This is a genomic window from Nocardia sp. NPDC047038 (assembly GCF_040644075.1).
Lineage (GTDB): Bacteria > Actinomycetota > Actinomycetes > Mycobacteriales > Mycobacteriaceae > Nocardia > Nocardia sichangensis.
Genome location: NZ_JBEYVQ010000018.1, coordinates 63,237 through 75,612, shown reverse-complemented (window position 1 = coordinate 75,612; position 12,376 = coordinate 63,237). Strand labels below are relative to the sequence as shown.

Genomic DNA, 12,376 nt, shown 5'->3' with positions numbered 1-12,376 from the left:
CGAGACCCGCATCCTCGATGCGGTGAGACGGGCGGAAGTATGGGATTGCGGGTCCGTTGCCGGATTCCGCTCCGCCGATCACGTGGCGGGCAGGGTGCCTGCCGTGTGATCGTTACCGAATCGGTGTCTACAACTCCTCGGGCTGACCAAACTTCAGGTCGCTTTGTGACCTGATTGCAGAATGGTCACGCATGGTTAACGGACGGTGAACTGATCATGAACGGCAGGCGCTGACGATCTTGGAAAGCCCAAGACGCGGTTGCCGAATCGTTATCCAAGCTGGGAGTTTGCCGTTAAACCTCTTGTGCCGTAGGTCACAGAAATTTTCGGGCGCACAGGTGGATTTCGCGGCGATGGCGGGCGTATAGCTGTCCGAATTGAGACCACTGGTGCAACTGGGAAAAAGTCCAGGTCACGGTGATGTCACGGAAATCGGGGCCATCGTGGAGACGAAAAAAACCGTGCCCTCGCCAGCCGATGACTGACAAGGGCACGGTTTGCGTGTTGTGCGCCATCAGGGACTCGAACCCCGAACCCGCTGATTAAGAGTCAGCTGCTCTGCCAATTGAGCTAATGGCGCTTGCTCCGTGTTCCGGTGCGGGACAAACCTTAACAGGCCGGGGCCGCAGAAGTGAAATCGTGTCCTGACCGGCGCGGATGTGATGCTCTCCGCCGCCGTAACGCGGGGGTTCGCCGCGGTGATCTAGTGGTGGTAACGCTGCAGTGACGGACTAGGTGTTCACATTGGCCAGGACGTGACGCACTGGCAGAATGTCCGATTGTGGTTTCGACCGCCCGCGTACACGGCGGGGTGAGCGGCGTGGCGGTCGGTATCCGAAGCCCTCGGTGTGTCCTGGAGCGCCGAGACTTTGAAACGGGGTTGAAATGAGTTTTGGTCGAGGTCGGCACGTGCGCAAGCCGACTACGAGGCGGTCGCTACGCACGTTCGCGGGACCGGTGATAGTTGTCGCGGTCGCCGCGCTGGCATTGACCGGATGTTCGGCATCCGACGCCAAGGACGCGGCTCAGGTGGCCATCGACCGCAACCCCATCACAGAACTGATCAAGCCGAAGTTGTTGTCGCCGGTGAAGGATGGCGAGGTAGGGGTATCGCCGGGCGTCCCGTTGGCGCTCGAGGTGGAAGACGGCAAGTTCACCAACGTGAGCTTGGTCAGCCCGCAGGGCAAGGCGGTGGAGGGCAGGCTCGCCGCCGACGGGCGTTCGTGGGAGACCACCGAGGTGCTCGGCTACGGCAAGACCTACCGACTGAAGGCCGACGCGATCGGGCTCGGCGGGGCGAACTCCGCGACGCTGAGTTTCACCACGAGTTCGCCCGGTAACCAGACCAAGCCCTATCTGGTGCCCGGCGAGGCGGAGGTCGTCGGTATCGGACAGCCGGTGGCCGTCCAGTTCGACGAGAACATCCCCGACCGGAAGGCCGCGCAGGATGCGATCAAGATCACCACGGAGCCGCCGGTGGAGGGCGCGTTCTACTGGGTGAACAACCGCGAGGTGCGCTGGCGGCCGGAGCATTTCTGGGCGCCGGGATCGAAGATCACCGTCGATGTGAACGTCTACGGACGTAATCTCGGCAACGGCCTGTACGGGCAGGACAACATCCACTCGTTCTTCACCATCGGCGACGCGATGGTCTTCACCGCCGACGACAACACCAAGCAGGTGACCGTCGAGTTGAACGGCCAGGTGATCCGCACCATGCCGACCTCGATGGGCAAGGACAGCACCCCCACCGACAACGGGGTCTACATCGTGGCCGACCGCCACGAGAAGATCATCATGGACTCCTCGACCTACGGCGTGGCGGTCAACGCGCCCGACGGGTACAAGACGCCGGTCGACTTCGCGACGCGACTGTCCTACAGCGGCATCTTCTTCCACTCGGCGCCGTGGTCGGTCGGTGCGCAGGGGTACAGCAACACCAGTCACGGCTGCCTGAACCTCAGTCCGGCGAACGCGCAGTGGGTCTTCCAGAACGCCAAGCGCGGTGACATCACGATCGTGAAGAACACCGTGGGCGGCACCCTGTCCGGTGTGGACGGCTTGGGTGACTGGAACATCCCGTGGTCGGTCTGGAAAGCGGGCAACGCCGAAGACAATCGCTGAGCCGAAGCGGAACGCCGAACGGGCCACCGGAGCGAATCCGGTGGCCCGTTCGGCGTTCAGGGGGTCACGGCAGCATGTTGCAACCCAACTGGGCGTCGCCCAGGATCGCGATGGCGCTGCCGGTGGCGGCGCACAGCAGCTTGCTGCCCGCCGATCCGGTGCCGGAGGAGCCGGTGGTGGCCAGGCCGCCCGCCGATCCGCTCGACGCCGAGCCGGAGTCGGGCAGCGGGGGAAGTCCGATTCCCGCGACCGCGGTTCCGCTGGATCCGGTGAGGAGAGTGGCGCCGACGAAGGCTGCGATAACCGCGGAACGCATCACGAGGTGTGTCTTTCTGGTCGAACCGGGAAGGCGCCCCAGCGACACCGTCCCACGTGCACCGCAGTCTACGGACGCGTGGCGGATTCTGGAGTGGTTTCGTTTCACATCGCGGTGAGCGCCGGTGGCAAAAGGTCTGGGGCGCAGTGAAAGAGCCTTGCGCGGAGTGTCAGCCGCGCCCGATCGAGCCGACTCGGCTCTCGGTGGGGACGTGGGCCGGTTTCCTCGATCGGCGGCGCGAAGCGATGCCCGCGACGAACGCGTCAGGACCCGGCCGGTGCGGCGAGGTGGGTCATGCGGGCGCTCGGCCTCTGCGGAAGATGATTTCCATAGGCGCCGAGACCTTCGGTGGTCGGCCGTGGCAGGAGGGCGCGCTCAGGCATGAAACGGCACGCCGCATCGTGACGCATTTCGCATGTGGACCCATTCGAGTGCAGGCGCTTGCCGATGGCTTGGGGTCTTTGGGACATGATCGCCGCCTCGGAGAGATACGGACGGCTATTTCACGTCGCGCGCCGATGCGGGGAATGAACAGAGTAGAGAAAGCGCCAGCCGTAGTGTGCGAACCGCCTCAGAGGACGGTTCGCACACCGCGACACCTGGGGTGAGCGACGGGACTCGAACCCGCGACAGCCAGGATCACAACCTGGTGCTCTACCAACTGAACTACGCTCACCATCGCCGGTGAAGAACCAGCGGGCTAGATATTAGCGTGTCTACCCGCCCACTCCCTAATCGTTATCTGGCGAGCCGTTGACCTGCGCCGATTCGGTCCGCTGTTCGGCGGTCTCGGAGACCTCGGCGGCGACGGCGGCGATTTCGGTGGTGGAGGGACCGGGCGGCGCGACGAACGCGGTCCGCCGGTAGTACTCCAGTTCCCGGATGGACTCCTGGATGTCGGCCAGTGCGCGATGGCTCAGGCCCTTCTCCGGCTGGCCGAAGTAGATGCGCGGGTACCAGCGGCGGCACAGCTCCTTGATCGAGCTCACGTCGACCATCCGGTAGTGCAGGTGGGCATCCAGCAGCGGCATGTCCCTGGCGATGAAACCGCGGTCGGTGGCGATCGAGTTGCCTGCCAGCGGCACGGTGCGCGGGGTGGGGATGTACTGGCGGATGTAGTCGAGCACGCGCTGCTCGGCCTCTTCGAGGGTGACGGTGGAGCGACGGACCTCGTCGGTCAGCCCGGAGCGCGCGTGCATCTCGGCGACCACGGCAGGCATCGCGGCCAGCGCGTCGTCGTCGGCGTGGATGACGATGTCCACGCCCTCGCCGAGGATGTTGAGATCGCTGTCGGTCACGAGTGCGGCCACCTCGATCAGCTTGTCGCTGTCCAAGCGCAAGCCGGTCATCTCGCAATCCATCCACACCATGTATTTGTCGGACACCCGTGCAACATTAGCCGGGCGAAGGTCCGGTGCCCGCGATACGGCTCGGCAACCCCGAAGCCGCCGATGCGGACAGGAATCCGACCGGTGGCGATACAGTTTCTTCCAGATCGTCACCCGGCGTTTTCGGTGCGGCAGCAAACATTGAGTGAAGCAGCCCGGTCGAGCCAGGACGGAGACGTGCGATGACCACCCCGCAGGAGAAGGCGGCCGCGGCGCGCAAAGCGGCCGACGAGGCGGCGCGGATCGCGGCGGAGGCGTCCGCCGCCGCGGAGGCCGCGGAACGTGAACTGGCCGAGCAGACAGCGGGTGGAGCCGGTGCTGCCGAAGGAAGAGACGAACCGTCCCCGGGCTCGACCGCCGCACAAGAGATCGCCGCGGGCTACGCGTTCGAGGGCGCTGCGCTGGACCTGGGCACCGTGGTGGTCGACGGGAGGGTGGATTCCGGCGCGCGCGTCCGTATCCCGATGCGGATGATGAACCGGCACGGTCTGGTCGCGGGGGCGACCGGTACGGGGAAGACGAAGACCCTCCAAGGCATCGCGGAGCAACTGTCGAGCGCTGGGGTTCCGGTGGTGCTGGCCGATATCAAAGGCGACCTGTCGGGTTTGGCCGAGCCGGGCCGATCGAGCGAAAGACTCGCCACGCGGATCGCGGAGACCGGCGCCGCGGACTGGGCGGCGACCGGCTTCCCCACCGAATTCGTGTCGCTGGGCACCACCGGGACAGGACTTCCGATCCGCGCCACGATCAGTTCGTTCGGCCCGGTTCTGCTGAGCAAGGTGCTCGGGCTGAACGAGACGCAGGAATCCACCCTCGGACTGATCTTCCACTGGGCCGACCGCAATGGCCTCGCGCTGCTGGACCTGAAGGACCTGCGCGCCGTGATCACTCATCTGACCAGCTCCGAGGGAAAGGATGACCTGAAAGGCATCGGCGGTGTCTCCGCGGCCACCGCGGGCGTGATCCTGCGCGCCTTGGCGAATCTGGAGGCCGACGGCGGCGACACGTTCTTCGGCGAGCCGGAACTCGACCCGGCCGACCTGGTGCGGGTGGTGGACGGAAAAGGGGTGATCACACTCTTCGAGCTGGGTGCCGAGGCGGCGCGGCCGGTGATGTTCTCCACATTCCTGATGTGGGTGCTGGCCGACCTGTTCCAGACCCTGCCGGAGGTCGGCGACGTGGAGCGTCCCGAGCTGGTGTTCATCTTCGACGAGGCGCACCTCCTGTTCTCCGACGCCTCGAAGGCGTTCTCGGATCAGGTGGAGCAGACCGTCAAACTGATCAGGTCCAAGGGAGTGGGCGTGTTCTTCTGCACACAGTTGCCCACCGATATCCCGAACCCGGTGTTGTCCCAGCTCGGCGCGCGCATCCAGCACGCGCTGCGCGCGTTCACCCCGGACGACCAGAAGGCGTTGGCCAAGACCGTCCGCACCTACCCCAGGACCGGTGTATACGACCTGGAGCAGGCGCTGACCTCCCTCGGCACCGGCGAGGCGATCGTGACGGTGCTCTCCGAGCAGGGCGCGCCGACGCCGGTGGCCTGGACCAGGATGCGGCCACCCCGGTCGCTGATGGACACCATCGGCGTGGACGCGATCCGGTCGCGGGCGCTGTCCAGCTCGCTGGCCTCGAAGTACGCCCGGACCATCGACCGGGAATCGGCCTACGAACTGCTGGCCGCCAAGGTGGCCGACGCGGCGCGGGAGCCGGAACCGGCACCCGTCCCCGGCCGTAACGTGAACCGCGTGGAAGAGGAGTCCGCCGCCGAGCGGATCATGCGGAATCCCGCGGTCCGCGGCTTCCTGCGCTCGGCCGCCACCGCGGCGGGACGCGAGATCACCCGCAGCCTGTTCGGCACCCGGCGCCGTTGAGCGCGCCGGTCATCCGACCTCGCGGGCGAGCAGGTCCGCCGTCGTCTCCCTGCGGATCAGTTCGCGGGCGAGGCCGTGTCGAACGGCGATGATCGGCGGCCGCCCGACAGTGTTGTAGGACGAGGCAAGGCTGTGATGGTAGGCGCCGGTGCACGGCATCGCGAGCACCTCGCCGGGGCGCAGGTCGGCAGGCAGCCGGACGTCGGCGGCGAGGATGTCGCCCGCCTCGCAGAAGCGACCGGCGACCGTCGCGGTCATCTGCGGACCGCACGGGTGGCGGCTGGCGACCACGACCTCGTAGCGCGCGCCGTAGAGCGCGACGCGCGGGTTGTCGCTCATCCCGCCGTCCACGGTGACGTAGGTGTGCCCGCCTTCGACGTGCTTGATCGAGAGCACTCGGTACAGCGTCACCCCGGCCCTGGCGACGACGGCACGGCCGGGTTCCAGCGCGAGGACCGGCCGTGGGAAGTGGTGGCGGGCGCAGGCGGCGTCGAGGGCGTCCTCGAGGATGTCGGCGAGTTCGGCGAGATTCATTTCGGCGTCACCGGCGCGATAGGCCACCGCGTGACCGCCGCCGAGATCCAGTTGGGTCAGCACGACGCCGTGGTCTTGCCGCACCTGCGCCATCGCGGCGACCAAGCGCCGTACCGCCTCGCCGTAGTGATCCGGGTTGTAGATCTGCGAGCCCAGATGGCAGTGGAAGCCGACCAGGGTGAGGTTCGGTTGGCGCAGCACACGGTCGATCGCCTCGGCGGCCGAATCGCTGCCGAGGGGGAAGCCGAACTTCTGGTCGTGCACACCGGTGCGCACCGCGGGATGACCGTGGACATCGATGCCGGGGGACAGCCGCAGCAACACCTGCTGTGGCTTCGTGGCCAGGGCGGACAGCAGCGTGATCTCGGTGTGCGAGTCGATCACGATCCGGCCGACCCCGCTGCGCACGGCGGTGGCCAGTTCGTCGAACGACTTTCCGTTGCCGTGCAGGACGATGCGCGCGGGGTCCACACCGGCCGCCAGCGCGACGGCCAGTTCGCCCGCCGAGCACACGTCGACCGAAAGGCCTTCCTGGGTAACCCAATCCAGCACCGACCGGGTCATCAGGGCCTTGCCCGCGTAGATGATCTCGGCCTCGGGAAAAGCTTTGCGATAGGCCCGGCAGCGGGACCGTACCTCCTGCTCGTCCAGGACGTAGGTGGGCGTCCCGTACTGATCGGCGATGTCGGCGAGGGCGACGCCGCCGAGGGTGATCCCGCCGTCGCCGTCGTAGTGCGTGTCCCGCGGCCAGACCGCGGCATCCAGGCGCGAAGGTGATCCCGACCGCAATGACGGGAGGATGTCGAGCAGCGTCACGATGTTCTCCTGGGTCGCCCCCGCTTTCTCGAATTGCGGGGCCGATGCCAGGACTACGCCGGGTGCGGGGCCGGTGGGCCGGTCATTTGCGGATCCTTGACCACCGGGCGTCGCTTCTTGACAGCTCGCTGACGCGGCTGGCTCAGCTGCCGAGTTTCTTGTAGAACGCGCCGGCGATGGGAGCGGTGACCGCGCGCGGGCCGTACTGTCCCGCCACACTCATTCCCTTGCTGATCAGGCCGGGGACCACGCGCATCTTGTTGCGGGCGAGCGCGTCGATGGACACCTTCGCGGTGGCTTCCGAGGAGACCCACATGAAGTCGGGCACCATCCGGTCGACGATGGAGGCGTCGGCGGGATCCGGGGTCTCGGTGCGGACCGGGCCGGGCGCGAGCAGGGTGACGTGCACCCCGGAGCCTTTCAGCTCGCCGCGCAGCGATTCGGAGAAGGTGTTGGCGAACGCCTTGCTCGCGGCGTAGGTGGCGTTGTTCGGGATCGGCATGTTGCCCGCGGCCGAGCCGCTGATCAGGATGCCGCCGCTGCCGCGGGCGAGCATGCCGGGCAACACGGCCAGCGTCAGGTCGTGCACGGCGACGGCGTTGAGTTCCATCTGCGCGCGCTCGTAGGCCGGGTCGAGTTCGGCGATCGCGCCGAAGGTCGCGATGCCCGCGTTGTTGCACAAGACGGCGATCTCGCGGGTCGCCAGTTCTTCCACCAGTACAGCGCGCTGCTCGCGGTCGGCCAGGTCGACCGCGCGCACCTCGGCGGTGATGCCGTGGGCCAGGGTCAGGCGCTGCGCGAGCTCGGTGAGCAGCTCCTCGCGGCGGGCGACCAGGATCAGCGAGTAGCCGCGGGCGGCGAGTTCGGCGGCGAGCGCGGTGCCGATGCCGGAGGAGGCGCCGGTGACGACCGCGCGGTTCTCGGAAGTGGGGGAGGGCAGGCTCACCCGATGCAGCCTAGGCGACGTGACCCGGTGGTCCGCCGCACGATCCCCGGCGGGGTTCCGTGCCGCGGTCACGGCGGCCGGGCGTCCGGGCCCGGCCGCCGCCCGTTCACAGCCGTGCGGCCAGCCGGGTTCCCTGGTCGATGGCTCGTTTGGCGTCCAGCTCGGCGGCCAGTTCGGCGCCGCCGATGAGGTGCGGGCTCATCCCGGCGGCGCGCAGCGGGGCCTCCAGGTCGCGCACGGATTCCTGGCCCGCGCAGACGATGACGTTGTCGACCGGGATCAATTGGGGCCGTTGTCGCTTCTCTCCGAAGCTGATGTGCAGGCCGTTGTCGTCGATGCGCTCATAGTTCACACCGCCGATCTGCTCGACGCCCTTGGCCTTCAGCGCGGCCCGATGCACCCACCCGGAAGTCTTGCCCAGGTCCTTCCCGAACGGAGTGGTCTTGCGTTGCAACAGAACGACTTCGCGCGCCGCCGGAGCCGGCCTGGGCGTGGTGAGCTGCCCGGGAACCTGCTCGTCGTCGGAGGTGACGCCCCACTCATCCTTCCACTCGTCCAGCTTGAGGGCGGGATGCCCTTCCACGGTGAGGAATTCGCTGACGTCGTAGCCGATGCCGCCCGCGCCGATCACGGCGACGCGCTTGCCGACCGGCTTCTCCTCCCGCACCAGCTCGGCGTAGGACAGCACCATGGGGTGGTCGATACCGGGGATGTCCGGGATCCGCGGCTGTACGCCGGTGGCGAGCACGACCTCGTCGTAGCCGCCCGCGATGAGTTCTGCGGCGCCGACCCGCTTGTTCAGGTGCACCGTGACGTCGGTGAGCTCGAGCATCCGGGTGTAGTACCGGATCGACTCACTGAATTCTTCCTTGCCCGGGATGCGGCGGGCGATGTCGAACTGGCCGCCGATCTTGTCGTCGGCCTCGAACAGGTCGACGCGATGGCCGCGTTCGGCGAGGCTCACCGCCGCCGAGAGCCCGGCCGGGCCCGCGCCGACCACGGCGACGCGCTTGCTGCGGCGGGTCGGCAGCAGTTTCAGCTCGGTCTCGTGCCCGGCGCGCGGATTGAGCAGGCAGGACACCGTCTTGCGCTGGAAGGCGTGATCCAGGCACGCCTGGTTGCACGCGATGCAGGTGTTGATCTCGTCGACGCGATCCTGGGCGGCCTTGTTCACCCACTCCGGATCGGTGAGGAAGGGACGGGCCAGCGAAATCAGCTGCGCGTCACCGCGGGTCAAGATCTCTTCGGCCACCTCGGGCATGTTGATCCGGTTCGACGCGCACACCGGGATGGTCACCCGCGCGGTGATCTTCGCGGTGAATTCGACGAAGGCGGCACGGGGTACCGAGGTGACGATGGTGGGCACCCGCGCTTCGTGCCAGCCGATGTCGGTGTTGAGGATGTTCACCCCGGCGGCTTCGAGTTCCACGGCCAGCGCGACGATCTCGTCGAAGCTCTGTCCCTTCTCCACCAGCTCGGCCATGGACAGCCGGAACACGATGATGAAGTCCGGGCCGACCGCGGCGCGGGTGCGGCGCACGATCTCCACCGCGATCCGGCGCCGGTTCTCCGGGGAGCCGCCCCACGCGTCCGTGCGCTTGTTGGTGCGCGGCGCGAGGAACTGGTTGATGAAATATCCTTCACCGCCCATGATCTCGCAGCCGTCGTAGCCCGCGAACTGGGCCAGCTTCGCGCAGCGGGCGTAGTCGTCGATGGTGCGCTCGATGCCTTTGGCCGACAGCGCGCGCGGCCGGAACGGGTTGATGGGCGCCTTGATGGACGACGCCGACACACTGCCCGGCATGTAGGAGTAGCGACCCGCGTGCAGGATCTGGATGGCGATCTTGCCGCCGTGCTCGTGCACCGCTTTGGTGATCGCGCGGTGCCGGTACGCTTCGGTTTTGTTGGTCAGCTTGGCGCCGAAAGGCAGCAGCCAGCCTGCGCGATTCGGCGCGTAGCCGCCGGTGATGATCAGGCCCGCGCCGCCGCGTGCTCGTTCGGCGAAGTAGGCGGCCAGTTTGTTGGTGTCCCAGGCGCGGTCCTCCAGCCCGGTGTGCATCGAACCCATCACCACGCGATTGCGCAGGGTGGTGAAGCCGAGATCGAGCGGCTCGAACAAATGGGGGAAGGAGCTCATGGGGCAGGTCGCCTTTCTCCGTCCGCGTGCGGGGGTGTCGCGCGCGGGTGTAGTGCTTGCAGAACTTCGTCGCACCATTCGACGAATCCGGCCTCCACGCGGATGCCCGCGCGCAGGACGAGGTACTGGTGCAGGGCCGTCCCGGCGAGCCGCTCGGGAGCGGGGAAGTCGTGTTTCTCGATGTGCCGGTACAGCTCGAGCCGCTGGGCGTGCTGGTCGCGGTGGCGGGCCACCTCCGCGCGCAACGCGGTGATGTCGCCGTACGCGGCGGCGCGGATCTTCACGGCGAGTTCGTTGCGCGGAGTGGCGGAATCGCTCGGTTCGGCGATCCAGCGCGCGAGTTCGGCGCGTCCGGTCTCGCTCACCGAGTAGACCTTCTTGTCCGGCCTGCCTTCCTGGATCACCGTCTCGCCGTCGACCCAGCCGGACTCCTCCATGCGCTTGAGGACGCGATAGATCTGCTGGTGGGTCGCGCTCCAGAAGTAGCCGATGGACTTGTCGAAGCGGCGCGCCAGCTCGTATCCCGAGCCGGCGCGCTCGGTCAGCGATACCAGCAACGCATGCTCGAGTGCCATGCGGTGAGGATAGCCGTGACACTCGGTACTATGCAACTAGGTGCATAAGGACCCTCCGTTTCGTCACGGCCGGACCCGATTTCGGCCCGCCTCGTCACCGTCACGCGCATTAAGCTGCGCGGCATGACCGAGGTGAACGCCCAGGCGACAGTCGGGCAGGCCGCCGGGCGCGGGCAAGTGGTGGCGTGGGGGCTGTGGGATTGGGGATCTTCGGCATTCAACGCCGTGATCCTCACCTTCGTCTTCTCGGTGTATCTCACCGACAAGGTCGGCGACGATCTGCCCGGCGGTGTCTCCGCCAGCGCGTGGCTTGGGTGGGCGCTGGGCATCGCGGGCCTGATCGTGGCGCTGACCGCGCCGGTCAGCGGACAGCGCTTCGACGCGTCCGCGAAGCGCAAGGGCTCGCTCGGTGCGCTGACCGCGCTGACCGTCGCGGCGATGACGCTGATGTTCTTCGTTCACGACGACTACCACGACCTGTGGTTCGGCCTGGCGCTGCTGGCGTTCGCGTCGGCCTGCTTCGAACTGGCGAACGTGCCGTACAACGCGATGCTGCGGCAGGTCTCCACGCCCCAGACCGTTGGCCGGGTCTCCGGATTCGGTTGGGCGATGGGTTATTTCGGCGGCATCTTGCTGCTGCTGATCTGCTATTTCGGCTTCATATCCGGCGAGGGAGACAACCGCGGGCTGCTCGGCGTGCCCACCGATCAGGGACTCAACATCCGGCTGGTCGCCGTGCTCGCCGCCGTCTGGTTCGCCGCCTTCGCGTTGCCGGTGCTGTTCGCGGTCCCCGAACTGCCACGGACGAACGCCGATCCCGGCGCGGCGAGCGCGGGGTTCCTCGGCTCGTACCGGGTGTTGTGGCGTGACCTGCGCGAGCTGTGGCGCGTCGACCGGCGCACGGTCGGCTTCCTGGTGGCCAGCGCCGTCTTCCGGGACGGCCTCGCCGGGGTGTTCACCTTCGGTGCGGTGCTCGCCGTGCGGGTCTACGGGATCGCCGACTCGGATGTGCTGCTGTTCGGCATCGCGGCCAATGTCGTTGCGGCGCTGGGTGCGATCGTCGCGGGGCGCTTCGACGACCGGGCCGGGCCGAAGATTGTCATCGTGGTATCCCTGGCCGCGATGCTGGTGTGCGGGCTGGCGCTGCTGGTGGTGTCCGGCCCACTGATGTTCTGGATCTTCGGCTTGCTGCTCACCGTCTTCGTCGGCCCGGCGCAGGCGGCGGCGCGCTCGTTCCTGACCCGCCTCGCGCCGCCGGGCCGGGAGGGGCAGCTCTTCGGCTTGTATACGACCACCGGGCGCGCGGTGTCCTTCCTCGCCCCGAGCCTGTTCGGCTTGTTCGTCTGGCTGTTCGGTTCGGACCGGGCGGGGATCGCGGGACTGTTGGTCGTGCTCGCGGCCGGGCTCGCGGTGCTGCTGCCGGTGCGATCACCGGATCCGGTCACGGTGCGAGGCGATGTCGAGGAGCCCCGGCCCGCCGAGTGAGTTCGGCGGATTCGGTCGCGGCGGGCGGCGATGTCGAGGAGCCCCGGCCCGCCGAGTGAGTTCGGCGGATTCGGTCGCGGTGCGCGGCGATGTCGAGGAGCCCCGGCCCGCCGAGTGAGTTCGGCGGATTCGGTCGCGGCGGGCGGCGATGTCGAGGAGCCCCGGCCCGCCGAGTGAGTTACGT

General features: G+C 67.7%; 9 protein-coding genes and 2 tRNA genes. 3 read left to right on the top strand and 8 right to left on the bottom strand.

Translation table 11 applies throughout. The annotated features are described in order from the left end of the window. Positions 1–507: 507 nt before the first annotated feature. Positions 508–580 (bottom strand) — tRNA-Lys (locus ABZ824_RS34095). 401 nt (positions 581–981) lie between these two features. On the opposite strand from ABZ824_RS34095, the gene ABZ824_RS34090 reads away from it, so the two are divergent. Continuing rightward, the gene (locus ABZ824_RS34090; protein ID WP_356968366.1) at positions 982–2,124 is read left to right on the top strand and encodes an Ig-like domain-containing protein; all 1,143 of its coding nucleotides are present in this window, start codon (positions 982–984) and stop codon (positions 2,122–2,124) included. A gap of 64 nt (positions 2,125–2,188) precedes the next feature. Here ABZ824_RS34090 and ABZ824_RS34085 read toward each other — a convergent pair whose 3' ends face one another. The 3 genes from ABZ824_RS34085 to orn all read right to left on the bottom strand — a co-directional run bounded on the left by ABZ824_RS34085 (position 2,189) and on the right by orn (position 3,825). Continuing rightward, on the bottom strand, positions 2,189–2,440 hold the full coding sequence (locus ABZ824_RS34085; RefSeq protein WP_355075858.1) for a hypothetical protein: 252 nt from the start codon (positions 2,438–2,440) through the stop codon (positions 2,189–2,191). Positions 2,441–3,040: 600 nt separating this feature from the next. Continuing rightward, a tRNA-His gene (locus tag ABZ824_RS34080) sits at positions 3,041–3,116 on the bottom strand. Between the two features lie 55 nt (positions 3,117–3,171). Continuing rightward, complete coding sequence (orn, locus tag ABZ824_RS34075; protein ID WP_355075860.1) at positions 3,172–3,825, bottom strand: oligoribonuclease; 654 nt, start codon at positions 3,823–3,825, stop codon at positions 3,172–3,174. A gap of 185 nt (positions 3,826–4,010) precedes the next feature. Between orn and ABZ824_RS34070 the strand changes: the two genes are divergently transcribed. After that, positions 4,011–5,699, top strand: coding sequence for a helicase HerA-like domain-containing protein (locus ABZ824_RS34070; RefSeq protein ID WP_356968309.1), 1,689 nt, complete (start codon positions 4,011–4,013; stop codon positions 5,697–5,699). Positions 5,700–5,708: 9 nt separating this feature from the next. On the opposite strand, the gene lysA is transcribed toward ABZ824_RS34070, so the two are convergent. The 4 genes from lysA to ABZ824_RS34050 all read right to left on the bottom strand — a co-directional run bounded on the left by lysA (position 5,709) and on the right by ABZ824_RS34050 (position 10,707). Next, a complete protein-coding gene (lysA, locus tag ABZ824_RS34065; RefSeq protein WP_356968307.1) occupies positions 5,709–7,049 on the bottom strand; it encodes a diaminopimelate decarboxylase in 1,341 nt (446 codons plus the stop codon). 142 nt (positions 7,050–7,191) lie between these two features. Continuing rightward, a complete protein-coding gene (gene cmrA / locus ABZ824_RS34060) occupies positions 7,192–7,995 on the bottom strand; it encodes a mycolate reductase (RefSeq protein WP_356968305.1) in 804 nt (267 codons plus the stop codon). A 106-nt stretch (positions 7,996–8,101) separates the two neighbouring features. After that, entirely contained in the window at positions 8,102–10,132 is a 2,031-nt protein-coding gene (locus ABZ824_RS34055; protein ID WP_356968303.1) for an NADPH-dependent 2,4-dienoyl-CoA reductase, read from the bottom strand. Beyond that, positions 10,129–10,707 carry a PadR family transcriptional regulator gene (locus ABZ824_RS34050; protein ID WP_356968301.1) on the bottom strand — a complete coding sequence of 193 codons (579 nt, stop codon included), beginning with the start codon at positions 10,705–10,707 and terminating at the stop codon, positions 10,129–10,131. Before ABZ824_RS34050 ends, ABZ824_RS34055 begins: the two co-directional genes overlap by 4 nt. A gap of 123 nt (positions 10,708–10,830) precedes the next feature. Between ABZ824_RS34050 and ABZ824_RS34045 the strand changes: the two genes are divergently transcribed. Further along, positions 10,831–12,192, top strand: a complete 1,362-nt coding sequence (locus tag ABZ824_RS34045; RefSeq protein WP_355075871.1) for an MFS transporter — start codon at positions 10,831–10,833, stop codon at positions 12,190–12,192. Positions 12,193–12,376: the final 184 nt, after the last annotated feature.

What these genes read in the sequence shown, in the direction of transcription:
- ABZ824_RS34050 (WP_356968301.1), bottom strand. Translation starts at nt 10,707, where the DNA reads ATGGCACTCGAGCATGCGTTGCTGGTATCGCTGACCGAGCGCGCCGGC.
- ABZ824_RS34045 (WP_355075871.1), top strand. Translation starts at nt 10,831, where the DNA reads ATGACCGAGGTGAACGCCCAGGCGACAGTCGGGCAGGCCGCCGGGCGC.
- ABZ824_RS34055 (WP_356968303.1), bottom strand. Translation starts at nt 10,132, where the DNA reads ATGAGCTCCTTCCCCCATTTGTTCGAGCCGCTCGATCTCGGCTTCACC.
- ABZ824_RS34070 (WP_356968309.1), top strand. Translation starts at nt 4,011, where the DNA reads ATGACCACCCCGCAGGAGAAGGCGGCCGCGGCGCGCAAAGCGGCCGAC.
- ABZ824_RS34085 (WP_355075858.1), bottom strand. Translation starts at nt 2,440, where the DNA reads ATGCGTTCCGCGGTTATCGCAGCCTTCGTCGGCGCCACTCTCCTCACC.